Origin of the sequence: Oscillibacter valericigenes (assembly GCF_016902445.1) — a bacterium.
In the GTDB taxonomy this organism is placed as follows: domain Bacteria; phylum Bacillota; class Clostridia; order Oscillospirales; family Oscillospiraceae; genus Oscillibacter; species Oscillibacter avistercoris.
This window is the reverse complement of record NZ_JACSNX010000021.1, coordinates 21308-44159: the sequence shown is the minus strand read 5'-3', so window position 1 is coordinate 44159 and position 22852 is coordinate 21308. Positions and strand designations below refer to the sequence as shown.

The window sequence follows — 22852 nt, the reverse complement described above, 5'->3', positions numbered from 1 at the left end:
GGGGCTCAGGCGAACTCCACCAGGGCGCCGCCCCAGGTGAGGCCGCCGCCGAAGCCCACCACCAGGACCCGGGAACCGGGCCCCACCTTCCCCAGGTCGTGGAGCTCACTGATGACCAGGGGGATGCTGGCGGCGGAGGTGTTGCCGTATTTCTGGATGTTCTTGTAGTATTTCTCTGGCGGGATGTGATACTTCTTGGCCGCCAGGTCGATGATCCGGGCGTTGGCCTGGTGGAAGACGAAGAAGTCCACATCCTCAATGGACATGGCGGCCTTTTCCAGCACCTGGTCGATGCAGTAGGGAACCGCCTTGACGGCGAACTTGAAGGTGGCCTGCCCGTTCATGAACACATGGGCGGGCTCCGGATGGGCCGAGCCGGTGACGCCCAGCATGTCCGGGTCGCCGTGGCAGCCCAGCACAGCGTGGATGGAGGGATAGTCCTCCCGCCACTCCACCACTGCGGCGCCGGCACCGTCCCCGAAGAGGACGCAGGTGCCACGGTCCTCCCAGTTGATGAACCGGGAGAGCATCTCCGCCCCGATCACCAGGCCGTATTTCCGGGGAGCCTGGGCCAGCAGGCACTCCATGGTGTGGATGGCGAACAGGAAGCCGCTGCAGGCGGCGTTCAGGTCAAAGCACACCGCGTCATAGGGCAGCCCCAGTCCCCGCTGGACCATGCAGGCGGCGGAGGGGGACAGGTAGTCGGAGGAGAAGGTTGCCACCACGCAGGCGCCGATGTCCTCCGGGGAGATCCCGGCGTTTTCCAGCGCCTGCCGGGCGGCATTCACACACATATCCGTGTGGGTCTCCGTGGTGCAGTGATGGCGGGTCTTGATGCCGGTGCGGGTGGTGATCCACTCGTCGTTGGTGTCTACGATCTTGGCCAGATCGTCGTTGGTGACGATCTTCGCGGGGGCGAAGCGCCCGGTGCCTCTGATTTTGATTCCGCTCATGCTTCCTCCTTCTGGGATGCTGTGCCCATGCGCCTGAATTTCTGATACCGGCCGGCAGCCAGGGATGCCCCGGACTCCTTTGCCAGCTCGGACAGATGGCGGCTGAGGTACCGGTCCACCTGCCGCATGTGGGCGGCGGGGGACAGATGGGCGCCGCCCTCCGGCTCAGGGATGATGTCGTCGATGACGCCCAGCGCCAGCAGATCCGTGGCCGTCAGCTTCATCAGCTCGCAGGCCTCCTCGTGCCGCTGGGAGTCCTTCCACAAAATGGAGGCGAACCCCTCCGACGAGAGGATGGCGTACACGGAGTTCTCCAGCATCAGCACCCGGTTGGCAACGCCCAGCGCCAGGGCGCCGCCGCTGTTGCCCTCGCCGGTGATGAGGGCGATGACGGGGACCGTCAGGCGGCTCATTTCCATCAGGTTCCGGGCGATGGCCTCGCCCTGGCCCCGGGCCTCCGCCTCCAGGCCGGGATAGGCGCCGGAGGTGTCGATGAATGTCAGGATGGGGCGGCGGAACTTCTCCGCCTGCCGCATCAGCCGCAGGGCCTTGCGGTATCCCTCCGGGTTGGGCATGCCGAAGTTGCACTTGAGGTTCTCCTCCAGCGTCTTGCCCTTCCGGGTGCCGATGACGGTGACGGGCCGGCCGTGGTACAGGGCCACGCCGCCCAGGATCGCGGCGTCCTCGCCGCAGAGGCGGTCGCCCTTCTGCTCAAAGAAGTCGGTGAACAGCGCCTCGATATAGTCTGTGATATTGGGCCGCTGGGGGTGGCGGGCAATGGCCACCCGCGCCGCGGCGGTCAGAGATTCGCTCATGTGCGTCCCCCTTTCTCATGGAGCCGCAGCAGCTGGGCCAGGGTGTCCCGCATCTGCAGCCGGGGCACCACCGCGTCCACAAAGCCGTGTTCTTCCTGGAACTCCGCCCGCTGGAAGCCCTCCGGCAGGGTCTGGCCGATGGTCTGCTGGATGACCCGGGGACCGGCAAAGCCGATCAGGGCACCGGGCTCCGCCAGAATGATGTCCCCCAGGGAGGCAAAGCTGGCCGTGACCCCGCCGGTGGTGGGGTCTGTCAGGACCGAGATATACAGCAGGCCCTTTTCCGAGAAGCGGGCCAGCGCCGCGCTGGTCTTGGCCATCTGCATCAGGGAGAGGATGCCCTCCTGCATCCGGGCGCCGCCGCTGGCGGCAAAGAGGATCAGGGGCAGGCGGTTCTTGGCGGCGTATTCGATGGCCAGGGTGATCTTCTCTCCCACCGCAGAGCTCATGGAGCCCATGAAGAAGCGGCTGTCCAGCACCCCCACCACACATTTGTGGCCGCCGATGGTGCCGGTGGCAGTGACGGCGGCCTCCGTGAGGCCGGTCTTGCGCTGGGCGGCCTGCACCTTTTCCCGATAGCCGGGGAAGGAGAGGGGGTCGGCGGGGGAGAGCTTTTCAAACAGCTCCCGGAAGGAGCCGGGGTCCAGGATCGTGCTGAGCCGGTAGTAGGCGCCGATGGGGAAGTGGTAGCCGCATTTGGGGCAGACCGACAGGTTCTGGGCCACCGACTTGCGGTCGCTGTCCTGCCCGCACTTGGGACAGGTGATGGCCTTGTCGCCGGGGATGTGGTTGTCCCGGATGGCCTTCATGGCCAAAAGGCGCGCCCGGCGCTTGGCAAAGACGCCGTTCATTCCGCTCATGCATCCACCCCGCTTTCACTGAGCTTGCGGCTGAACTCCAGCAGCTCGGACAGGTGCTCATCCAGGAAGGCAGTGGTGCACTCCCCCAGGATGAACTCCGGATGATACAGGATCTGATAGGAGAGCTCCGCGTTGGTGGGGAAGCCCTCCAGAGTGAACTCCTCCAGGCAGCGCCGCATCCGCCGGATGGACTCCATCCGGGTGGGGGCATAGGCCAGGATCTTGGCCGCCATGGAGTCGTAATAGGGCGACAGTTCACAGCCGCTGTACAGGCAGGAGTCCACCCGCACGCCGGGGCCGCCGGGGAAGTGGAGGAAATCCACCCGGCCCGGGCAGGGACGGAATCCCTGGACAGGGTCCTCGGCGTTGATGCGGCACTCGATGGCGTGGCCCTGGAGCTTCACGTCCTCCTGGCGTAGGCGCAGGGCCAGGCCGGAGGCAATGCGCAGCTGCTGGCGCACCAGATCCACGCCGGTGACCAGCTCCGTCACGCCGTGCTCCACCTGGATGCGGGTGTTCATCTCCATAAAATAGAAGTGCTCACGGTCCGGGTCCAGCAGGAACTCCACCGTGCCGGCATTCTCATAGCCAACGGCTTTGGCCGCCTTTACGGCGGCGGCGCCCATCCGCTCCCGCAGCTCCGGTATCAGGCACCGGGCAGGGGCCTCCTCGATGAGCTTCTGGTTCCGGCGCTGGACAGAGCAGTCCCGGTCTCCCAGGTGGATGACGTTGCCGTACCGGTCCGCCAGCACCTGAAACTCGATGTGCCGGGGCCGGAGCACCAGCTTTTCCAGATACATCTCGTCGTTGCCGAAACAGGCCTGGGCCTCTGCCTTGGCCTCTGCAAAGGCTGCGGAGAGGTCCTCGGGCTTGTCGCACCGGCGGATGCCCCGCCCGCCGCCGCCGGCGGAGGCCTTCAGCAGCACGGGATAGCCCACGGACTCCGCCGCGGCCAGGGCCTCCTCCACAGAGGCCACGGGGCCGTCGGAGCCGGGGGTCACAGGCACACCGGCGGCGCGCATCAGGTCCCGTGCGGCAGATTTGGAGCCGGCCTTGCGGATGGCGTCGCCGGAGGGACCGATGAAGGTCAGACCGGCAGCGGCGCAGGCGTCCGCAAAGTCGGCATTTTCAGAGAGGAAGCCATAGCCGGGGTGGACGCCGTCGCACCCGGTGGCCTTGGCCACCGTCAGCAGGGCGTCCTGATTCAGATAGCTGTCCGCCGCCCGGGCAGGGCCGATACACACCGCCTGCCCCGCCAGCTGGACATGGAGGGCGTCCGCGTCCGCCTGGGAGTATACGGCCACCGTCTCGATCCCCAGCTCCCGGCAGGCCCGCAGGACCCGCAGGGCGATCTCCCCCCGGTTGGCGATCAATACCCGCCTCAGCATGGCTTATAACGGAACAGCGGCTCGCCGAAAGCCACCAGCTCGCCGTTGCTCTTGCACACGCTCTCGATGACGCAGTCACAGGGGGCGGGGACCTCGCTCATCATCTTCATGGCCTCGATCAGGCAGACGGTCTGGCCCTTGGACACCCGGTCGCCGGGCAGGACGAAGGGGGCCTGGTCAGGAGCGGGAGAGGTGTAAAACGTGCCCACCAGAGGTGCGTCGATGGAGGGGCCGGCGGCCACGGGCACGCTGGGCGCGACGGGAGCCGCGGCGGGCGCGGCGGCAGGTGCCGCGGCCTGGGGAGCGGCCGCGCCGCCCCGGGTCAGTTCTATAGTAAACTCCTGCGTGGACAGCTTCATCGTCTGGGCGGTGCTGCGGTCGAAGCAGGCGACAAGATCAAAAATCTCTTGGTTGGTCATAGCGCATTCCTTTCTCTACAGAAAGTGAACCCGCCGGAGGGCATGAGCCCGCCGGCGGGCAGGGATCACTGCTTGTGGGCGTTCAGGTAATTCATGACATCGCCGACGGTCTTCATCTCCGCCAGCGCGCTGTCCTCAATGGAGATGCCGGTGGCCTCTTCCAGAGCCATCACCAGCTCCACGGAAGCCAGGGAATCAGCACCCAGATCGTCAGCCAGGGAGGCGTCCATTGTGACCTGCTCCGCGTCGCAGCCCAGAGTCTCCACGATGATATCACGTACTTGCTCGAATTCCATATTGGTACTCCTTATGTCGAAAAATGATGAAATTATTTTAATTAAAATTATTTAACTAAAATATTTCAGGTTGATTTTATGCGGTTTGCGCCGGTTTGTCAAGTAAAATTTTGGGAGAGTCTGGAGGCGCCGGGAGAAAACAGCCGCAGGCACATCTTACATTATTTAGAGAAGTGACAGCGCCCGGCGGACAGACTCTCAAAAAATTGACGAAAAAGGATATTGCATTTGCCGGCATATCCGTTATAATGTGTTGGGATTGTGCAGAGATCGGGATTTCTCTGCAGGAGAAAGGACGAACATTATGAAGATCGTGATCGTGGGCGCGGGAAAGGTGGGCGTGGCATTGACGCGGCATTTGTCCGTGGACAACAAGGTCACCGTCATCGACCAGAACCCACACCTGGTTGAAAATATCATCAACATCTATGACGTGATGGGAGTCTGCGGAAACGGCGCCAGCTATGACGTGCAGAAGGAAGCGGACGTGGAGCACACGGAGCTGCTGATCGCGACCACCTCCAGCGATGAGATCAACATCCTCACCTGCCTGGTGGCCAAGAAGCTGGGCGTGCAGCACACCATCGCCCGGATCCGGAATCCGGAGTACAGCCGGCAGCTGCGGTTCATGCGCAGCGAGCTGGGGCTGTCCATGGCCATCAATCCGGAGGCGGCCACCGCCCGGGAGATCGCCCGGGTGCTGCGCTTCCCGGCCGCCATGAAGCTGGAGTCCTTCTCCAAGGGCCGCCTGGAGCTGGTGGAGTACCGGGTGGCGGAGCACACGGCGCTGGATGGGATCCGGCTGTCGGAGCTGTACCGGAGCATCAAGGTGCGGGTGCTGATCTGCGCCGTGGCCCGGCAGGGGGAGACCATCATCCCCTCCGGCGACTTCACCCTGCGGGCGGGGGACAAGATCTACCTGACCGCCGCGCCCCGGGAGCTGGAGAAGTTCTTCCGAAACCTGGGCGTGTTCCGGGCCAGGGCGTCCTCCGCAATGATCGTGGGCGCCAGCAAGATGTGTTACTATCTGGCGTCCGAGCTGCTGGACATGGGCATGTCCGTCAAGATCATCGACCAGAACGAGCAGCGGTGCGAGACCATGAGCGAAAAGCTGCCGAAGGCGCTGGTGATCGTGGGAGACGGCACGGACAGCGAGCTGCTCAGCGAGGAGGGCATCGGCCAGACGGACGCCTTTGTGGCCATCACCGGCCTGGATGAGGCCAATATCCTGATGGCGCTCAGCGCCGCCAAGCAGTCCGGCGACTGCTGCAAGGTGGTGGCGAAGATCAACCGCAAGTCCCTGCTGGACCTGGTCTCCAACGAGAGCATGATCGACAGCGTGGTGTCCACCGGCGCGGTGACCACCGAGCTGATCCTGCAGTACATCCGGGCCATGAAGAATGCATCTGCCTCCAAGGTCAAGACACTGCACCGCATCGTGGACGAGAAGGTGGAGGCGCTGGAGTTCAGCGTGACGCCGGACATCCCCTTTGTCAATGTGCCGCTGAAGGATCTGAACCTGAAGCGGGGGCTGCTGCTGGCGGGCATCGTGCGGCAGAATGGGCAGATCGTCATCCCCGCGGGCGATGACATGCTGCATCCGCATGACGACGTCATCGTGGTGACCACAGACACGCAGCTGGATGACCTCCGGGACATTCTCGAGGAGTAAAGGCAGGTATCTTCTGTGAATTATCGAATCATTGGATTTGTCATCGGCCGGATCCTCCTGGTGGAAGCGGCGCTGCTCCTGCTGCCCATGGCGGTGGGCCTCGGATACGGGGAGTCTCCGGTCCCCTTTCTGATCCCCATGGCGCTGCTGGCGGTCATCGGGGGTCTGCTGAGCTTTCGGAAGCCCGCGCATTCGGCGCTGTATGCCAGAGACGGCCTGGCGGTGGTGGCCCTGGCGTGGATCTTCATGTCCATCTTCGGAGGACTGCCCTTCTATATCTCCGGGGATATCCCCCGATTCGTGGACTGCATTTTTGAGACCGTCTCCGGCTTTACCACCACCGGAGCCACCATCCTCACGGAGGTGGAGCCCCTGACCCGCGGCGGCCTGTTCTGGCGCAGCTTCACCCACTGGGTGGGCGGCATGGGCGTGCTGGTGTTCGTGATGGCCATCCTGCCGATGGGCGGGGATGGACACGGCATGCACATGCTGCGGGCCGAGATGCCCGGCCCTGCCCCGGGCAAGCTGGTGAGCCGCATGAGCGACACCGCCAAGATCCTCTATGGGATCTATCTGGTGATGACCATCATCGAGATCGTCCTGCTGGCGGCCGGAGGGATGCCGCTGTATGATGCCTGCATCCACTCCTTCGGCAGCGCGGGCACCGGCGGCTTCAGCTGCCGCAACCTCAGCGTGGGCGCCTATAACAACCCCTATTTCGACATCGTCATCGGCATCTTCATGATGCTCTTCGGCGTCAACTTCAATATGTACTACTTCCTGCTGGTGAAGCGGTTCCGGGACGTGTTCCGGTCTGAGGAGCTGTGGGCCTACTTCATCATTGCGGCGGTGGCGGTGGGGGCCATCACGGTGGATATCGTCGAGCTTTACGACTCTGTGGGCACCAGCCTGCGCCACGCGTTTTTCCAGGTGTCCTCCATCATGACCACCACCGGCTATGCCACGGTAGACTTCAACACCTGGCCCACCTTCTCCAAGGCCATTCTGGTGGCACTGATGTTCATCGGCGGCTGTGCCGGCTCCACGGCCGGCGGCCTCAAGGTGGCCCGGGTGGTGATCCTGGAGAAGGCGTCCGTCGGGGAGATGCGGCGGATGCTCCACCCCAATGCGGTGCCGGCCATCCGCTTTGAGGGGAAGCCCCTCAGCGAGCGGAACATCCGGGGCGTCTATCTGTTTCTGGCGGTGTATATGGCCATCTTCGTGCTGTCCTGTCTGCTGGTCTCTCTGGAGCAGATGGACCTGGTGACCGTGTTCACTGCTGTGGCCACCTGCATCAACAATGTGGGGCCCGGCCTGGAGATCGTGGGCCCCATGGGCAACTTCTCCAGCTTTTCTCCCTTCTCCAAGCTGCTGCTGTCCTTTGACATGCTGGTGGGGCGGCTGGAGATCTTCCCCATGCTGCTGCTGTTCGCTCCCTCCATCTGGAAGCGGCGGCTGGCGGCGCCCCAGAGACAGGCGGACTTTTGAGCGGACCGGACAATGCGACCCTGCGCAGCCGTCCGCCGGTGCTTGTGAATGCCGGGAGGGCAGTCGATCTGATCGACTGCCCTCCTTTGTCTGCGCAGACAGGTCATCCGCACCCGGAGGCCGGATCTTCAGAGATGGGGGTCAGCGCCCGCAGCAGGTCCTCCCCCGTAACACCCAGCTGTGCGTCATCGCCGGCAAAGGGGATGCGCAGCAGATATTGCTGATCCACCTCATAGACATACACATAGATGCCGGAGCCGAGATCCTGTGTGTCCCCCAGAAGGGAGAGGACCTCCTCCCGCGTCATGGCGGGCGTCAGGGCCCGGACCTGGTCAGAGGTCACCTGTGCAGGCGCCGCAGCGGTGCCGCCGCTGCCTGAAGAGCAGTCCAGAAGCGATTCGGTCAGCGGAGTGTGCTCTCCGGCGTCGATGGTCCTTGCGGCCTCCTTGACCTCGCTGCGGGAGTATCCACGCAGATCCGCGGCCGGGATCCCAAGAGACGTCAGATACTCCACGGCTGCGTTGTATTGCAGCGTATCGACTGCAAATGCGGTCAGCGGCAGCACCAGCAGCAGGCAGAGACAGGCCGCTGCGGCGCCCCATTTGAGACGGCGGGACCGCCCGGCACCGTGGGCGCCGCCGGCCTCCTGCACATAGCGGGCGTCGAGATCGCCCAGGATCTCGCAGAAAGTCTCTCTTCTCACAGCGCAAAGCCCCCTTTCAGAAGATGGTCGTGCAGTTTTGAGCGCAGGCGGTGCAGCGTCACGGACACCCGGTTCTCTGTTGTCCCGAATCGGGATGCGATCTGGGAAACGCTGTCAAAGTACCAGTATCGGCGGACGAACATGCCGCGCTTTTCGGCGGGGAGCTGCGCCAGGAACCCATCGATGGCCTTCAGCAGCTCCCTGCGGTCGATCTCCTGCTCCACGGGGTCGGCATCGGACACCAGCTCTGCGAGCTCGTCCAGAACGGCCGGGGCCGTCCCGCCGCCCCGCTTGCCGGCGGTGTTGTATTTGTACCGGTTGAGGGATACGTTCCTTGTGAGCTTTCCCAGAAAGGCGGACAGGATGCTCGGCCGGTGGGGCGGCATGGCGTTCCACGCCAGCATATAGGCGTCGTTGACACATTCCTCGGCATCCTCCGGACTGCCCAGGATGTTTCTGGCGATGGCGGTGCAGTAGCTCCCGTATTTTTCAGCCGTGGCGGGGATGGCCTGCTCGTTCCGATCCCAGTACAGCCGAACGATCGCTGCGTCATCCATCTGACATTCCCTCCCTTTTGTGCGGTATCCGTTCACTGATATACACAAGTTCTGCCTGTGAATCTTACAGCGGATCTGCCGGGGGCGGTGCCTTCCTCCCCGCTGCCGCATGGGGCCGGATCGGAAGCGCAGAGGAAAACGGACCGCGGAGCCATGGCTCCGCGGTCCGTTTTCAAATGACGGCATCAGAGCATTTTGAGCAGCTCGATCTGCTCGCCGGAGGGGCCGGTGAAGAACCAGTTCTCCAGCCCGCCGAAGGTGTTGGGCATGACGCACTTGGCATCGGTGCGGAATGTTTCGACACCGGCGGCACGGAGTTCCGCCGCAGTCCGGTCCACGTCATCCACATACACGGCGAAGTGGGGGATGCAGCCCTCGCCGGCGGGCACCGGGGCGGCGATCAGCTCCACCAGAAAGCCGCCGAATTCCACCAGGGCCAGCTCTTTCTGCTGCTCCGGCGGGCAGGCGGGGGCCCGCAGATGCAGCGCGCCGCCGATCCTCTCATAAAAGGCGATGCTCCGGTCCATGTCCGCCGTGTAGACGGCGATGTGGCCAAGACCCTGATAATGTTCTTTCAGCATAACGATACCTCCTGAAAAATGGGTTGCCGCGCGGTCAGGCGCGGCCTGAAGCGCCTGCTGCGTCCGAGCGGCCGGGGATCAGCGCCCCCGCAATGCCGCAGGCCAGAGCGGGCAGGACCCAGCCGAAGCCCAGCGAGGACAGGGGCAGCAGATCCAGAAACGCCAGCTCCGCGCCGGTGTAAGTGCGGATGACCTCCAGCAGGCTCACGGCCAGAGCGCCCAGGGCCGCCAGGCGGAACACCCAGTCCCGGCGGATGCGGCGGCCGGTCAGAGCCAGGACGATCAGCACCAGGGTGGGAGGGTAGACCACGCTGAGGATGGGGGAGGCGATGGCGATGATCTCGTTGAGGCCGAAATTGGACACCACGGCACTGAAGACACAGATGATGCAGACCAGCAGCTGATAGGACAGCCGCCCGCGGGAGAGGTCGGAGAAATAGTTGGCGCAGGCGCTGACCAGACCCACGGCGGTGGTGATGCAGGCCAGGGCCACGACCACCGCAAAGAGGATGATGCCCGCATCGCCCAGCAGATTCCGGACGATGGCCACCACCAGGTAGGTGCGGTCCACGGTGATGTCAAAGAACCGGGCCGTGGTGGCGCCCAGATAGGTCAGCCCCAGGTACACCACCAGCAGACCCGTGCCGGCCACCAGGCTGGCCCCGGAGACCACCCGGATCTGGGCCCGGGGCTCTGTGTGGCCTTTTTCCCGGGCGCTTTTCAGGATGATATAGCCGAACACGATGGCGGCCAAGACGTCCATGGTCTGATAGCCGGCTTCCACGCCGGTGGCAGCCACATCCTCCACCAGGGGGACCCGGCCCACCGGACCGATGGGATCCGCCACACCCACCGCGATCAGCACCAGCAGGCCGATCAGCAGGGCGGGAGTCAGGATCTTGCCCACAATGTCCACCACAGCCGTTTCCCGCACGCACAGCAGCAGGATCAGCAGGAAGAAGAGGATGGAGAAGAGGACCGGGCTGAACCCGGATACCAGCGGCGCCAGAGATGTCTCATAGGTGGTGGCCGCGGTCCTGGGGATGGCCAGCATGGGGCCGATGCAAAGCACGATGGCGCACATCAGCGCAGTGGAGGGGATCCTGCCGATCCGGTCGGTGATCCCGTCGGGGCTGCCCTGACGGAGGATCGCAAACATGGCCAGCAGGGCCAGGCCGATGTCCGCCACATAGTAGCTGAAGAATCCCAGCAGCCAATCCGGCCCGGACTCCAGCCCCAGATAGGGCGGGAAGATCACATTTCCGGCACCGAAAAACATGGAGAACAGAGCAAAGCCGATGACCAGGCTGTCCTGCAGATGTTTTTTCATGTAGACCTCCTTGCTTTGCGGCAGGCGGATATCTGCCGCCCGGGGGCAAAGCAGCCGCGCGTTTTCCGCGCGGCCTGTGTATTTGATCAGTTGAGCGAATCGATTATATGTGAAATTTCGGGAAAAGTCAATGTTGTCTGCCGGAAAACCGCCATTTGGGCCGGAGCGCCGCGGCTGTGCAAAAAATGTCTGCGGAGCGGGAACTTTTTCGGAAGGGGGGCCGTCTAAGAGAACAAAGCGCGGCGGTGTGCCGCAAATCCCATCAAAACAGGAGAGAGACATGAAGAAGAAAGTATTGGCAGGACTGCTGGCTCTGGCGTTGACGCTTTCTCTGGCCGCCTGCGGCGGCACGGAGGATCCCGCCGACGAGACCAGCGACACCACCCAGGAGACCACCCAGACGGAGGACCCCGCCGGCGAGTCCGAGGAGACCCAGGAGGAAGAAGCGCCTGCGGAGGATCCGGAGGCTGCGGCGGAGGAGACTCCGAACACAGATGCCGGTGAGTCCGGCAGCAGCACGTCCAGTCCCGGCACCGGGACTTCCGGCAATACCACCGGCAGCGCAAAGCCCTCCGGCGGACAGGGGACCTCCTCCCAGAAGCCGGCCCAGGAGACACCTGAAAAGCCCGCGCAGGAGCTCCAGAAGCCTGCGGCAGACAATGGAGCGGCATCCCAGCCCACCCAGCCCCCGGCTGAGGAGACGTCCGGCTCCGCACCGGAGACTCCGGCGGGGGGCACCTCCTCCCAGGTGGACCTGACTGCCTTTGCGGCCTCTGTCACCAGCGACCAAGAGACCTGGCCCGGTATGATGCCCATGGAGGGAGAGGCCCTGGATTCCTTCTATGCCGGCCTCTCCGCCATCGCCACCAAGCAGTGCCTGGTGCAGATGGCCATGATCTCCGCCTCCGGCGATGAGATCGCCCTGGTGGAAGTGGAGAACAGCGGCGACGTCCAGGCGGTGAAGGACATCTTCCAGGCCCGGATCGACTATCAGGTGGGCGACGGCACGGCCCCCGGCGGCGCCTGGTATCCGGCGCCCACAGAGATGTGGAAGAATGAGTCCCGCATCGTCTCCAACGGCAATTTCGTGATGCTGGTGGCCCACACCGGAGCCGACAGCGTGGTGGAGCAGTTCAACGCCCTGTTCGCATGAGCGGCCTTCCACAGCGCAGAAAAAGAAGCAGGACTTGCAAAAGTCCTGCTTCTTTTTGGATTCAGATCTTGATGAGCTCGTAATCCCGGGTGCCGATGCCGATCTTCTCCGCGTGCTCCAGACAGACGGCCCAGTCGGTGTCCGGGTGGGCGGCGTGGAAGTAGTCCTTGTCCGTGCAGTCGCAGCCCTTGTCGAACAGGGCGGAGTTGGAGGCGGGCGTCTGGGCCAGCACCGCGTCGGCGCAGGCCTGGTCCAGCGCCACCGGGTCGAAGGAGGCGAACATGCCCACGTCCGGGACGATGGGCACGTCGTTCTCCCCGTGGCAGTCGCAGTTGGGGGACACGTCCACCACCAGGGACACGTGGAAGCAGGGGCGGCCGTCCACCACCGCCTTGGTGTACTCGGCGATCTTCTTGTTCAGGATGGCCGGCGCCTCGTCATACAGGCACTCGATGGCATCCTTGGGGCACACGGCGATGCACCGGGCGCAGCCCACGCACTTGTCTGTGTCGATGGTGGCCTTGCCGTCTTCGCCGAACTGGGGGGCGCCGTGGGCGCAGATCTTGGCGCAGGCCCGGCAGCCGATGCACTTCTTCTGCTTGACGAAGGGCTTGCCGGAGTTGTGCTGCTCCATCTTACCGGCCCGGGAGCCGCAGCCCATGCCGATGTTCTTCAGGGCGCCGCCCATGCCCGCCTGCTCATGGCCCTTGAAGTGGGTCAGGGAGATGAACACGTCCGCGTCCATCACCGCCCGGCCGATCTTGGCGGCCTTCACGTACTCTCCGCCCTCCACCGGGACCTCCACCTCGTCGTTGCCCTTCAGGCCGTCGGCGATCAGGATGTGGCAGCCGGTGGAATAGGGGGTGAAGCCGTTGACATAGGCGGACTCAATGTGGTCCAGGGCGTTCTTCCGGCCGCCCACGTACAGCGTGTTGCAGTCCGTCAGGAAGGGCTTGCCGCCGTGGGACTTCACCAGGTCCGCCACGGCCCGGGCCCAGTTGGGCCGGAGGTAGGCAAGGTTGCCCGGCTCGCCGAAGTGCATCTTGATGGCCACATACTTGCCGTCCATGTCGATGTCGCCGAAGCCGGCGGTCTCCATCAGGCGGGCCAGCTTCTGGGGCAGGTTCTCCCGCCAGCTGGGGCAGCGGAAGTCCGCAAAGTAGACCTTTGATTTTTCTGCCATGTTCTCGTTGCTCCTTTTTTCTCTTTCTGAAGTTTCCGGCAGATCCGGGGACCTGGGGGCCGCGGCGGCGTGCCTGCCGCCTCAGGGCAGATCCACGGAGATGTTGTCGGTGCCGTGTTCGTCGAATTCGGAGAGATAGGCGTCGATCCGGTCCATCAGTTCTCCGTAGTTTTCTCGGGTCAGAGGCTCTCCATCCATGTCCCGCATGGCCAGCTCCTCTGCCAGGATCTCATAGAAGACCACATCCTCATACTGCTCGATGGCCTCGTGGATGCCGCCGTCGGCAAAGGCCCGGGAGGGGATCAGCTCTCCCCGGTACAGCTCCACCAGCTTGCTCATTTTATGGCGCAGGCAGTGAGAGAAGACCAGACTTTCCACCTGATCATATTCCTGGATCCGGTCGTTTTCCCGGGTGGAGTTGATGACCCAGTTTCCTATGTACACCAGGTCCAGCAGATACCGGAACTGCTGTTCCGACAGTTCGATCTTCATGGGGCAGACACCTCCCAAATAGAGAATACTGTTCCAATTATATCAGACGACCCTGCAAAATTCCATATAAAAAACAGGGCAAAAAGACTAAAATCTGTCTTGCGGCGGAAGGCGCCGCATAGTATAATATGTAACTCGGATGTAAAATGCGCACCGCGGGACCCGGCCGGCCCTGCGGCCGGAGAAGGAGGCGGAACGGAATGGATCAGCGCCCCATCGGGGTATTCGACTCAGGACTGGGAGGGCTGACGGCAGTGCATGCCCTTTGGAAGATCCTGCCGGAGGAGGACCTGATCTACTTCGGCGATACCGCCCGGGTGCCCTACGGCGGCCGGTCCCGGGAGACCATTCTGAAATATGCCCGGCAGGATGTGCGCTTTCTGCGATCCTTTGACCTGAAGGCCATCCTCATCGCCTGCGGGACGGTCACCACCACTTCCCTGACCACGCTGCAGGCGGAGAACGACCTGCCCATGGTGGGCGTGGTGGAGCCCACCTGCCGCCGGGCGGTGCTGGTGACGAAAAACAAGCGGGTCGGCATGATCGCCACGGCGGCCTCCGTCCGGTCCGGTGCCTACGAGGCCGTCCTGCGGCGGCTGGATCCGGAGGTGCAGGTCTTCTGCCGGGCATGCCCCCTGTTCGTGCCCCTGGCGGAAGCCGGGCGCATCCGGCGGGGCGACGTGGTGATCGAGACCGTGGCCCGGGAGTATCTGGCACCGCTGCAGGAGGCGGGGGTGGACACCCTGATCCTGGGCTGCACCCACTATCCCCTGCTGGCGGATGTGATCGGCGATGTGATGGGACCCGGCGTGGAGCTGGTGTCCGCCGGAGAGGAGTCCGCCTTTGAGCTGAAGCGGATGCTGAAGGCCCGGGACCTGCGGGCGGATGAGGAACGCCGGGGCGAGACGGAGTTCTATGTCAGCGACCGGGTGGAGGATTTTGAGCAGACGGCTTCCCTGTTCCTGCAGGAGGATCTGTATCATATGGCACGGAGGATCGACATTGAACGGTATTGAGATGCGGAGGGAAAAGCTGCCGGTGACACTGTTTATCCGGGGCGAGCAGTATTTCGACGATGTGGACCCGGACGCCACGGAGCTGGTGACCGAAGGGACGCTGGAGCTGATGGAGGAGGGGCTGCGCCTGACCTATCAGGAGACATCCCTCACCGGCATGGAGGGGACCACGACCACGTTTGAGATCACCGGGCCCCAGGTCACCCTGCGTCGGGCGGGAACGGTGAATTCCCAGATGGTGTTTGAAGAGGGACGGCAGCACACGTCCCTGTATGAGACCCCCTATGGGGAGCTGTCCGTGGATATCCAGACCAGCGCCCTGCGGCATAATCTCAGTGACCGGGGGGGACTGCTGGAGATCCGATACTCCATCGCGGTGGAGCATACGGTGACGGGGAGAAACAGCTTTAAGATCCGGGTGAAACGGAAAAATTAGGAATTAGGAGTTAGGAATTAGGAATTGCGGGGCCGCCGCAGGCGGCAATCAAAATCTGTCCGGCTCTGCCGGACACCAAACTTCCTCATCCCTAATTCCTCATTGACGAAAGAGGGAACGATATGATCAACATGGTACAAAACGCGAAGGACCAGGCGGCGGCCCTGGCAATGGCGGCCTATCAGGCGGCGGTGGCGGACGGCACGCTGCCGGCGGCGGAGGTCAAGACCGCTCCGGTGGAGATCCCCAAGGACACCGCCAACGGCGACTTCACCACCACCTTTGCCCTGGCGGCATCCAAGGCTCTGCGCCAGCCGCCCCGGAACATCGCCCAGGCCCTGCTGGACCACATGGACCTGACGGGGAGCTACTTCGCCTCCGCGGAGATCGCCGGGCCGGGCTTCCTGAACTTCCGCCTGAACGACAGCTGGTATGCCGCCGTCTGTGAAGCGGTGGAGGCGGAGGGCACCGCCTACGGCACCAATGACGGCCTCAAGGGACAGAAGATCATGGTGGAGTTCGTCTCCGCCAACCCCACGGGCCCCATGCACATGGGCAACGCCCGGGGCGGCGTGCTGGGAGACACCCTGGCCTCCGTCCTCACCGCCTGCGGCGCGGACGTGACGAGAGAGTTCTATGTGAACGACGCCGGCCACCAGATCGACAAGTTCGCCCACTCCATCGAGGCCCGGTATCTCCAGATCATCCAGGGAGAGGAGAACGTGCCCTTCCCGGAGGACGGGTACCAGGGGGAGGATATCAAGGACCTGGCCCGGGCTTACTACGAGGAGAACGGGGACAAGCTGGTGGATGTGCCGGAGCAGGAGCGGCTGGACACCCTGGCCCAGTTCGGCCTGTCCGTCAACCTGCCCAAGATGAAGACCGACCTGGAGCGGTACAAGATCCACTACGACAACTGGTTCTATGAGTCCGCCCTCCACGAGAGCGGCTATGTGAAGGAGACCGTGGACCTGCTGACGGAGCGGGGCTGGACCTATGAGAAGGACGGGGCCCTGTGGCTCCGCACCGCCGACATCCTCCGGGACCACTTCCGCAAGCAGGGAAAGAAGGAGGCGGATATCGAGAAGCTGGACCTGAAGGACGACGTGCTGCGCCGGGCCAACGGCTTCTACACCTACTTCGCCGCCGACATCGCCTATCACCGGAACAAGTTCGCCGTCCGGGGCTTTGACCGGGTCATCAACATCTGGGGCGCCGACCACCACGGCCACGTGGCCCGGCTGAAGGGGGCCCTGGACGCCATCGGCCTGGATGGAGACAAGCTGGACATCGTTCTGATGCAGCTGGTGAAGCTGCTGCGGGACGGTGAGGTGGTGCGGATGAGCAAGCGCACCGGCAAGGCCATCAGCCTCTCCGACCTGCTGGACGAGGTCAGCGTGGACGCCGCCCGGTGGTACTTCAACGCCAAGCCGGACACCCAGATGGAATTCGACCTGGGGCTGGCGGTCCGGGAGGACAGCGAGAACCCCATCTACTATGTGGAGTACGCCCACGCCCGCATCTGCTCCCTGCTGCGGACCCTGGGGGAGGAGAATGTCTCCGTGCCGGCCCAGGCGGATGTGGACATGTCCCTGCTGACCGGCGAGGCGGAGCGGGCCCTGCTGAAGCAGATCGCCCAGTTCAGCGAGGTCATCAAGCTGGCGGCCCGGGACTACGATCCCAGCTATATCAACCGCTATCTCCAGGAGCTGGCGGGCTGCTTCCACCGGTTCTACACCGCCTGCCGCATCCGGGGCGAGGAGGCGGCGGTCCGGGACGCCCGGCTGAAGCTGGCGGACGACACCCGGATCGTCCTGCGGAACGGTCTGAAGCTCATCGGCGTGGAGGCACCGGAGAAGATGTAAGGCATGGCAGGGCCCGCACGGAAGGTGTGGGCCCTGTTTTTTGGGAGTCTGATATACCAAGGAGGTCTGAAATGGAAGAGACACAGCGGCATCAGCGCCGGGCGGCCCTGCGGGCGGCGTTTCCAGCCACCATCCCGGTGATGACGGGGTTTCTGTGCCTGGGCATCGCCTACGGCGTGCTGATGCAGTCCAAGGGGTACGGGCCGGGGTGGTCCGTGCTGATGAGCGCCATCGCCTTCGGCGGCAGCATGCAGTTCGTGGCCATCACCCTGCTGACCACGGCCTTTGACCCCATCCAGGCCTTTCTGCTGTCCGTCATGGTCAACGCCCGGCATATGTTCTACGGGCTGAGTTTGCTGGACAAGTACAAGGGGCTGGGGAAGGTGCGGCCGTTTCTGATCTATGTGCTGTGCGACGAGACCTTCTCCCTGGTGTCCACCCTGGAGCCGCCGGAGGGCGTGGCCGGAAAGGACTTCTACTTTTGGATCTCCCTGCTGGACTACCTCTACTGGATCACAGGCACGGCCCTGGGGGGCCTGGCGGGGAATCTGATCACCTTTGACACCACGGGACTGGACTTCGCCCTGACGGCGCTGTTCGTGGTGCTGTTTCTGGAGCAGTGGAAAAAGCCGGAGAACCGGCCCGCCGGGATCATCGGCATCCTCTGCGCCGCTGTGAGCCTGGCGGTGTTCCAGGCGGACAACATGGTGATCCCCGCCATGGCGCTGGTGCTGGCGGTGCTGCTGGGCACCCGGCGGCGCCTGGATCGAAGCGGAGAGGAGGGAGGCCGATGACGCTGACGCCTGTGGAGACCCTGGGCATCATCCTGGCGGTGGCCGCCGGGACCCAGCTGACCCGCTGGCTGCCCTTCTGGCTGTTCCCGGAGAAGAAGCAGCCCCCTGCCGTGGTGACGTATCTGGGCAGGGTCCTGCCGCCGGCCATGATGGGACTGCTGGTGGTGTACTGCCTGCGGAACGTCTCCTGGCTGTCCGCCCCCCACGGAGCGCCGGAGCTGATCGCCATCGCGGCGGTGACGGCGCTGCACACCTGGAAGCGGAACGTGCTGCTGTCCATCGCCGGGGGCACTGTGCTGTATATGGTGCTGGTGCAGGCGGTGTTCGTCTGAGAAATGATGCCGGCCAGGCGGAAGCCCGGCCGGCATTTTTCCGCGCCGTGGGAGCCTCGCTGTTTCTGAATCGTAACGATTTGTTGCGAAATTGAGGGGATTTTTGGAAAACATCCGAATATGCTGGACTTACAGTACGGAGAGCAGAACGGTATGACCAGGATCTGGAAAGCGAGGTGCCAAACATGAGGCGATTTCTTCTCTGCGGGGTGCTGATGATACTGCTGGCCGGCTGCGGCACAGCCGGGGAACAGACGCCGGAGGAAGTCCCGGAAGAGGTCCTGGAAGGAGAGACAGAGGCCCTCTCCGGTGAGGAGTTGGTATCCTCCGCCATGGAGGCGTATGCCGCGATCACAAAGGACCTGACCTTCACCCTGGATGTGACGGCGGAGGACGCCGAGCCCCTCACCCTCTCCATCACCCCGGAGAGCGCCTGGAACGTGGCGGGGCAGGAGAACCTGTTCTCCTACAGCTACCAGTGGGAGCCGTCCTCGGCCAGCACCTTTGGCGTGCAGTGGACCGATATGGAGAACAGAGGACTGTGCTTCACCATGACCGCCCCGGACGGGGAGACCACCCTGCGGTGCTGTACCGGCGGAGACGCGGTGATGTGGAACGTGGACGGGGAGGCCCACTACGCCCAGGTGACGGCCGTGGAGGACGTGGGCCCCGGCCTGGGGGACCTGCTGCGGGGGATCGCTGAGGACGCCCTGCGGGAGATGGCGTTTTCCGCCCCCACGGTGGACGGGGCAGAGACGGACTACGAGGCCATCGCCCGGCAGCTGAACGAGGCCATGGCGGAGAACGTCCGCAGCGTACCGGACTGGGTCACCTGGAAACCCCTGGACTTCCAGGCCAGCGGCGCCAGTGTGTTTGACGCCTACTACGGGGAGCCGGAGAACTTCTGCGCCGGACTGGGCTTCCGGCTGCTGGTGGACGACCCGGAGGGAGCGATGGCCAACAGCTGGCAGGCGGGCTCCGGCCTGGGCGAGCCGGACGCGGATGGATATTACGGCTATGGCAGAGAGGCCGCCATCCGGAAGAATGCAGACGGCGACTGGTTCTGCGACGGCCTGGCCACCGGGGGAAGCTCTGTGGATCTGCCCCTGTCCGCCTCTGGGGAGGAAGCGCCCCTTCCGGAGCTGGTGGACGCATTCTTCCTGACGGAGGGATTCAGCCACGACTGGCTGGTGCCCTGCTACATCCTGGAACACCCGGCGGAGGACATGGCGGTCCTGCCCGCCCTGCTGGACCAGCGGACAGAGGAAGAGGCCCGGGCGCTGTGCGGCGTCCTGGGAGACTGCCTGCGGACCGCCGATTACTGGGACTGGACTCCGGAGACGCTGGCGGCGGCCCTTGGAAGCTATGGGGCGTATCTGAACGCATAGATCTGCCAATTGCGGCATAAACTGGGACTGCGGCTTTTGCCGCAGTCCTTTTTGCGCTTTGGGAGGCGGACATGGGAAAGAGGCTGTTCTACTGGGAGTTGGCAGGGGCCCTGTTTACAGCGGCCCTTGGGACACTGCTGCATTTTACGTATGGCTGGAGCGGCGGATGGACCCCGGCAGCAGCCTTTTCCGCTGTCAACGAGTCCACATGGGAACATATGAAGCTGCTGTTTTTTCCCATGTTTCTGACCTCTGTGGTCCAGCTGTGCTGCCTGGGACGGACGTATCCCAACTTCCTGGCGGTGCGGGGCGTCAGCACGCTGGCGGGGACCGCGCTGATCCCGGTGCTGTTCTATACCTACACCGGAGTTGTGGGACGTCACGTGATGTGGGCGGACATCGCGGTGTTCTATCTGTCCGTCCTGGGGGCCTTTGCCCTGGACTTCCGGCTGCTGCGGCGGGGGCGGTTCACCTCGCTCTGGCAGCAGCTTCTGGGGCTGGTGATCCTGTGGGGCCTGGCCTTCCTCTTTGTGTTCTGCACGTTCCATCCGCCGGGGCTGGCACTGTGGCAGGACCCGGTGACATTGGGATACGGTCCTCTCCGGTGAGAAGCAGGCACCTCTTCCTGGGAAGAGGTGCCTGTTTGTTGATGGGGATTTTACAACCGTACCGTTGACCGGGGTCTCCGGGAGGGGTATAATATCTTCATCGATTCGATGGATCAGAACAGGAGGCCGCGCAGATGGAGACCACAAAGCGAAAGAGCACAGCGCCTTTTTACGCCGCCGCGGTGGTGTGGCTGGCCTATGCGCTGGTATTCCCCCTGTATGAGCCGCTGCACTATGCCCTGGCGGCCGGCGCGGCCATCCTGGCGTTTCTTGCGGCGGCCGCCCTGTGCCGGGCCGGCGCCGCAGGTGAGGCGGCCGGCGCGGAGGAGAAGAAGGAGCCTGTGAAGGAGCAGATCTCCACCGGAAACCCGGAGCTGGACAGGATGATCCGGGACGGGACGCTGGCCATCCGGGAGATGAAGCGGCTGGACGAGAACATCGCCGACCCGGGCATCTCCGCCGATATCGTGCGGCTGGAGCAGGTCAGCGCCAAAATTTTTGAAGAGGTGAAGGCGCACCCGGAGAAGCTGCCCCAGATCCGGCGGTTCCTGGACTACTATCTGCCCACCACCCTGAAGCTGCTGAATGCCTATGACCGGATGAGCGGCACCGGCATCTCCGGGGAGAACATCGACACGACCCTTGCCAAGGTGGAGGGGATGATGCGGATCATCACGGCGGCCTTTGAAAAGCAGCTGGACAGCCTGTACGGCGCCGAGGCCCTGGACATCTCCACGGACATCACCGTGCTGGAGAATATGATGGCCCGGGAAGGTCTGACGGAGGACCCGCTGAAGGCGGAGACCAAAAAGACGGAAGAGGACGGGAATGGCATCCAGCTGGAGCTGTGAGGAGGGACTGCCATGAAGAGAGAAAAGAGACAGCCAAAGCCGGGGTTCTGCCTGTTTTCCGCCGTGGTATGGGCGTTGATGGCTGTGGTATGGGGCCGGGAAGCCATGGTGTGGCAGAACGCCTTCCGCCTGGGACTGGTGGAGGCATCCGGCGTCTGGCTCCGGTGGGGGCTGGCTGCCCTCTCGGTGTGCCTGGCCGCCGCGTGGTGTGTCTACTGGATCAAAGGCCGGAGACAGTGCCGGGAGGATCCCGGCGCCGCCGGGGCTCCGAAGGAAAAAGACTGAGAACTTGAATAAACGGAGGAACATACAATGGCTGACGAGAAGAGCATGATGCCCGAGCTGACCCTGAATCCTGACCAGACGGACGACATCCCCCAGCTGACCCTGGACCCGGTGGCCCCCGCCACCCCGGCCACGCCCGCTCCGGAGCCGGCCAAGCCGGAGGTGACGCCGGTGCAGATGGACGAGAACCTGCTGAACGAGGCGGAGAAGCAGGCAGTGGAGGCGTTTTCCAGGAAGATCGACCTGACAGACTCCAACCTGATCCTCCAGTACGGCGCGGCGGCCCAGAAGAATGTGGCCAGCTTTTCGGAGAATGCCCTGAACTCCGTGCGCACCAAGGACCTGGGAGAAGTGGGCAAGTCCCTCTCCGACCTGGTGGTGGAGCTGAAGGGCTTCGGCGAGGAAGAGGAGAAGAAGGGCTTCTTCGGCCTCTTCAAGAAGGCCGGCAGCAAGCTGGAGGCCATGAAGGCCCAGTACGCCAAGGTGGAGACCAACGTGGACAAGATCGCCCGGGAGCTGGAGCAGCACCAGGTGACGCTGCTGAAGGACGTGGCCATGCTGGACCAGATGTACGAGCTGAACCTGAAGTATTACAAGGAGCTCACCATGTATATCCTGGCGGGCAAGAAGAAGCTGGAGGATGTGCGGGCCAATGAGCTGCCCGCCCTGAAGGCCAAGGCGGAGCAGTCCGGCGCCCAGGAGGACGCCCAGGCCTACAACGACAAGGTCCAGATGTGCGAGCGGTTCGAGAAGAAGCTCCACGACCTGGAGCTGACGAGGATGATCTCCGTGCAGATGGGCCCCCAGACCCGGCTGCTGCAGAACAACGACACCCTGATGGTGGAGAAGATCCAGTCCTCCCTGGTGAACACCATCCCCCTGTGGAAGAGCCAGATGGTGCTGGCCCTGGGCCTGGAGCACAGCCGTCAGGCCACTGCCGCCCAGAGCGCCGTCACCGAGGTGACCAATGACCTGCTGAAGAAGAACGCCGACATGCTGAAAATGGGCACGGTGGAGACCGCTCGGGAGGCGGAGCGGAGCATCGTGGACATCGAGACGCTGCAGCACACCAACCAGCAGCTGATTTCCACCCTGGATGAGGTGATGAACATCCAGCGGGAGGGCGCCCAGAAGCGCAAGGCCGCTGAACAGGAGCTGGGCCGCATCGAGGGAGAGCTGAAGCAGAAGCTGCTGGAATTGCGGGGCTGAACAGCGGCAGACGACTCCGACGGCCCAGCTCCAGGGGCCCCCGTCGGAGCCCAGCGCAGCGGGTCCGATGGGGAAAGGCGGAGCAAGGGAGCGGGCGCAGTTTTCGCCGTTAGGCGGAAACGAGCAGAGCGGACTTTGCGACGCCGCGGGCCGCATCGAGGGGGAGCTGAAGCAGAAG

General features: G+C 63.9%; 25 protein-coding genes. 13 read left to right on the top strand and 12 right to left on the bottom strand.

Annotated features, from left to right (window positions below; translation table 11 throughout):
- Nucleotides 1-5: 5 nt before the first annotated feature.
- From H9X91_RS11485 to acpP, 6 genes are all read right to left on the bottom strand, one after another.
- Nucleotides 6-953 (bottom strand): beta-ketoacyl-ACP synthase III, encoded by a 948-nt coding sequence (locus H9X91_RS11485; RefSeq protein WP_204805200.1) that lies wholly within the window; start codon nt 951-953, stop codon nt 6-8.
- Nucleotides 950-1768, bottom strand: coding sequence for an acetyl-CoA carboxylase carboxyltransferase subunit alpha (locus H9X91_RS11480; RefSeq protein ID WP_204805199.1), 819 nt, complete (start codon nt 1766-1768; stop codon nt 950-952). Before H9X91_RS11480 ends, H9X91_RS11485 begins: the two co-directional genes overlap by 4 nt.
- A complete protein-coding gene (accD, locus tag H9X91_RS11475; RefSeq protein ID WP_204805213.1) occupies nt 1765-2619 on the bottom strand; it encodes an acetyl-CoA carboxylase, carboxyltransferase subunit beta in 855 nt (284 codons plus the stop codon). The genes H9X91_RS11480 and accD overlap by 4 nt, the downstream gene beginning before the upstream one ends.
- 5 nt (nt 2620-2624) lie before the next feature.
- Nucleotides 2625-4016: an acetyl-CoA carboxylase biotin carboxylase subunit gene (gene accC / locus H9X91_RS11470; protein WP_204805198.1), complete on the bottom strand. Its 1392-nt coding sequence runs from the start codon at nt 4014-4016 to the stop codon at nt 2625-2627.
- Complete coding sequence (locus tag H9X91_RS11465; RefSeq protein WP_204805197.1) at nt 4010-4435, bottom strand: acetyl-CoA carboxylase biotin carboxyl carrier protein; 426 nt, start codon at nt 4433-4435, stop codon at nt 4010-4012. Before H9X91_RS11465 ends, accC begins: the two co-directional genes overlap by 7 nt.
- 65 nt (nt 4436-4500) lie before the next feature.
- Entirely contained in the window at nt 4501-4731 is a 231-nt protein-coding gene (gene acpP / locus H9X91_RS11460) for an acyl carrier protein (protein ID WP_021751426.1), read from the bottom strand.
- A gap of 304 nt (nt 4732-5035) precedes the next feature.
- Here acpP and trkA point away from each other — a divergent pair, with 304 nt between their 5' ends.
- Together trkA and H9X91_RS11450 are read left to right on the top strand one after the other, a co-directional pair.
- Nucleotides 5036-6403, top strand: a complete 1368-nt coding sequence (gene trkA, locus H9X91_RS11455) for a Trk system potassium transporter TrkA (RefSeq protein WP_204805196.1) — start codon at nt 5036-5038, stop codon at nt 6401-6403.
- Between the two features lie 15 nt (nt 6404-6418).
- Nucleotides 6419-7891 carry a TrkH family potassium uptake protein gene (locus H9X91_RS11450; protein ID WP_204805195.1) on the top strand — a complete coding sequence of 491 codons (1473 nt, stop codon included), beginning with the start codon at nt 6419-6421 and terminating at the stop codon, nt 7889-7891.
- Between the two features lie 103 nt (nt 7892-7994).
- On the opposite strand, the gene H9X91_RS11445 is transcribed toward H9X91_RS11450, so the two are convergent.
- From H9X91_RS11445 to brnQ, 4 genes are all read right to left on the bottom strand, one after another.
- Nucleotides 7995-8594, bottom strand: coding sequence for a hypothetical protein (locus H9X91_RS11445; protein ID WP_204805193.1), 600 nt, complete (start codon nt 8592-8594; stop codon nt 7995-7997).
- Complete coding sequence (locus H9X91_RS11440; protein ID WP_204805192.1) at nt 8591-9151, bottom strand: RNA polymerase sigma factor; 561 nt, start codon at nt 9149-9151, stop codon at nt 8591-8593. The genes H9X91_RS11445 and H9X91_RS11440 overlap by 4 nt, the downstream gene beginning before the upstream one ends.
- Before the next feature lie 185 nt (nt 9152-9336).
- A complete protein-coding gene (locus H9X91_RS11435) occupies nt 9337-9732 on the bottom strand; it encodes a VOC family protein (protein ID WP_204805191.1) in 396 nt (131 codons plus the stop codon).
- 34 nt (nt 9733-9766) lie between these two features.
- The gene (gene brnQ, locus H9X91_RS11430) at nt 9767-11062 is read right to left on the bottom strand and encodes a branched-chain amino acid transport system II carrier protein (RefSeq protein WP_204805190.1); all 1296 of its coding nucleotides are present in this window, start codon (nt 11060-11062) and stop codon (nt 9767-9769) included.
- A 280-nt stretch (nt 11063-11342) separates the two neighbouring features.
- Here brnQ and H9X91_RS11425 point away from each other — a divergent pair, with 280 nt between their 5' ends.
- On the top strand, nt 11343-12215 hold the full coding sequence (locus tag H9X91_RS11425) for a DUF4358 domain-containing protein (protein WP_204805189.1): 873 nt from the start codon (nt 11343-11345) through the stop codon (nt 12213-12215).
- A 61-nt stretch (nt 12216-12276) separates the two neighbouring features.
- Here the strand turns inward: H9X91_RS11425 and H9X91_RS11420 are convergent, their stop codons facing one another.
- Together H9X91_RS11420 and H9X91_RS11415 are read right to left on the bottom strand one after the other, a co-directional pair.
- Nucleotides 12277-13398: a DUF362 domain-containing protein gene (locus H9X91_RS11420; protein ID WP_204805188.1), complete on the bottom strand. Its 1122-nt coding sequence runs from the start codon at nt 13396-13398 to the stop codon at nt 12277-12279.
- An 81-nt stretch (nt 13399-13479) separates the two neighbouring features.
- Nucleotides 13480-13890, bottom strand: coding sequence for a hypothetical protein (locus tag H9X91_RS11415; RefSeq protein ID WP_204805186.1), 411 nt, complete (start codon nt 13888-13890; stop codon nt 13480-13482).
- Nucleotides 13891-14090: 200 nt separating this feature from the next.
- Here H9X91_RS11415 and murI point away from each other — a divergent pair, with 200 nt between their 5' ends.
- The 10 genes from murI (at nt 14091) to H9X91_RS11365 (ending at nt 22674) form a co-directional block, all read left to right on the top strand.
- Nucleotides 14091-14906, top strand: coding sequence for a glutamate racemase (murI, locus tag H9X91_RS11410; protein ID WP_204805184.1), 816 nt, complete (start codon nt 14091-14093; stop codon nt 14904-14906).
- Nucleotides 14893-15342, top strand: a complete 450-nt coding sequence (locus tag H9X91_RS11405; RefSeq protein ID WP_325193856.1) for a YwiB family protein — start codon at nt 14893-14895, stop codon at nt 15340-15342. The genes murI and H9X91_RS11405 overlap by 14 nt, the downstream gene beginning before the upstream one ends.
- 122 nt (nt 15343-15464) lie before the next feature.
- Nucleotides 15465-17207, top strand: coding sequence for an arginine--tRNA ligase (argS, locus tag H9X91_RS11400; protein WP_204805182.1), 1743 nt, complete (start codon nt 15465-15467; stop codon nt 17205-17207).
- 71 nt (nt 17208-17278) lie between these two features.
- The gene (locus tag H9X91_RS11395) at nt 17279-18001 is read left to right on the top strand and encodes an AzlC family ABC transporter permease (protein WP_204805180.1); all 723 of its coding nucleotides are present in this window, start codon (nt 17279-17281) and stop codon (nt 17999-18001) included.
- Complete coding sequence (locus H9X91_RS11390; protein ID WP_204805178.1) at nt 17998-18333, top strand: branched-chain amino acid transporter permease; 336 nt, start codon at nt 17998-18000, stop codon at nt 18331-18333. Before H9X91_RS11395 ends, H9X91_RS11390 begins: the two co-directional genes overlap by 4 nt.
- Before the next feature lie 185 nt (nt 18334-18518).
- Nucleotides 18519-19721 carry a hypothetical protein gene (locus H9X91_RS11385; RefSeq protein ID WP_204805176.1) on the top strand — a complete coding sequence of 401 codons (1203 nt, stop codon included), beginning with the start codon at nt 18519-18521 and terminating at the stop codon, nt 19719-19721.
- Nucleotides 19722-19792: 71 nt separating this feature from the next.
- Complete coding sequence (locus H9X91_RS11380) at nt 19793-20329, top strand: DUF6512 family protein (RefSeq protein WP_204805174.1); 537 nt, start codon at nt 19793-19795, stop codon at nt 20327-20329.
- Between the two features lie 134 nt (nt 20330-20463).
- Complete coding sequence (locus H9X91_RS11375; RefSeq protein WP_204805172.1) at nt 20464-21180, top strand: 5-bromo-4-chloroindolyl phosphate hydrolysis family protein; 717 nt, start codon at nt 20464-20466, stop codon at nt 21178-21180.
- 12 nt (nt 21181-21192) lie between these two features.
- The gene (locus H9X91_RS11370) at nt 21193-21465 is read left to right on the top strand and encodes a hypothetical protein (RefSeq protein ID WP_204805171.1); all 273 of its coding nucleotides are present in this window, start codon (nt 21193-21195) and stop codon (nt 21463-21465) included.
- A 27-nt stretch (nt 21466-21492) separates the two neighbouring features.
- Nucleotides 21493-22674 (top strand): toxic anion resistance protein, encoded by a 1182-nt coding sequence (locus H9X91_RS11365; RefSeq protein WP_204805170.1) that lies wholly within the window; start codon nt 21493-21495, stop codon nt 22672-22674.
- Nucleotides 22675-22852: the final 178 nt, after the last annotated feature.

Excerpts from the sequence above, each read along its gene's own strand:
- H9X91_RS11485 (WP_204805200.1), bottom strand. The coding sequence starts at position 953 with ATGAGCGGAATCAAAATCAGAGGCACCGGGCGCTTCGCCCCCGCGAAG.
- trkA (WP_204805196.1), top strand. The coding sequence starts at position 5,036 with ATGAAGATCGTGATCGTGGGCGCGGGAAAGGTGGGCGTGGCATTGACG.
- H9X91_RS11465 (WP_204805197.1), bottom strand. The coding sequence starts at position 4,435 with ATGACCAACCAAGAGATTTTTGATCTTGTCGCCTGCTTCGACCGCAGC.
- accD (WP_204805213.1), bottom strand. The coding sequence starts at position 2,619 with ATGAACGGCGTCTTTGCCAAGCGCCGGGCGCGCCTTTTGGCCATGAAG.
- argS (WP_204805182.1), top strand. The coding sequence starts at position 15,465 with ATGATCAACATGGTACAAAACGCGAAGGACCAGGCGGCGGCCCTGGCA.
- H9X91_RS11375 (WP_204805172.1), top strand. The coding sequence starts at position 20,464 with ATGGAGACCACAAAGCGAAAGAGCACAGCGCCTTTTTACGCCGCCGCG.
- accC (WP_204805198.1), bottom strand. The coding sequence starts at position 4,016 with ATGCTGAGGCGGGTATTGATCGCCAACCGGGGGGAGATCGCCCTGCGG.
- H9X91_RS11390 (WP_204805178.1), top strand. The coding sequence starts at position 17,998 with ATGACGCTGACGCCTGTGGAGACCCTGGGCATCATCCTGGCGGTGGCC.
- H9X91_RS11480 (WP_204805199.1), bottom strand. The coding sequence starts at position 1,768 with ATGAGCGAATCTCTGACCGCCGCGGCGCGGGTGGCCATTGCCCGCCAC.
- H9X91_RS11420 (WP_204805188.1), bottom strand. The coding sequence starts at position 13,398 with ATGGCAGAAAAATCAAAGGTCTACTTTGCGGACTTCCGCTGCCCCAGC.
- brnQ (WP_204805190.1), bottom strand. The coding sequence starts at position 11,062 with ATGAAAAAACATCTGCAGGACAGCCTGGTCATCGGCTTTGCTCTGTTC.
- H9X91_RS11365 (WP_204805170.1), top strand. The coding sequence starts at position 21,493 with ATGGCTGACGAGAAGAGCATGATGCCCGAGCTGACCCTGAATCCTGAC.
- H9X91_RS11395 (WP_204805180.1), top strand. The coding sequence starts at position 17,279 with ATGGAAGAGACACAGCGGCATCAGCGCCGGGCGGCCCTGCGGGCGGCG.
- H9X91_RS11435 (WP_204805191.1), bottom strand. The coding sequence starts at position 9,732 with ATGCTGAAAGAACATTATCAGGGTCTTGGCCACATCGCCGTCTACACG.
- H9X91_RS11425 (WP_204805189.1), top strand. The coding sequence starts at position 11,343 with ATGAAGAAGAAAGTATTGGCAGGACTGCTGGCTCTGGCGTTGACGCTT.
- H9X91_RS11370 (WP_204805171.1), top strand. The coding sequence starts at position 21,193 with ATGAAGAGAGAAAAGAGACAGCCAAAGCCGGGGTTCTGCCTGTTTTCC.
- murI (WP_204805184.1), top strand. The coding sequence starts at position 14,091 with ATGGATCAGCGCCCCATCGGGGTATTCGACTCAGGACTGGGAGGGCTG.
- H9X91_RS11385 (WP_204805176.1), top strand. The coding sequence starts at position 18,519 with ATGAGGCGATTTCTTCTCTGCGGGGTGCTGATGATACTGCTGGCCGGC.
- H9X91_RS11415 (WP_204805186.1), bottom strand. The coding sequence starts at position 13,890 with ATGAAGATCGAACTGTCGGAACAGCAGTTCCGGTATCTGCTGGACCTG.
- H9X91_RS11380 (WP_204805174.1), top strand. The coding sequence starts at position 19,793 with ATGGGAAAGAGGCTGTTCTACTGGGAGTTGGCAGGGGCCCTGTTTACA.
- H9X91_RS11440 (WP_204805192.1), bottom strand. The coding sequence starts at position 9,151 with ATGGATGACGCAGCGATCGTTCGGCTGTACTGGGATCGGAACGAGCAG.
- acpP (WP_021751426.1), bottom strand. The coding sequence starts at position 4,731 with ATGGAATTCGAGCAAGTACGTGATATCATCGTGGAGACTCTGGGCTGC.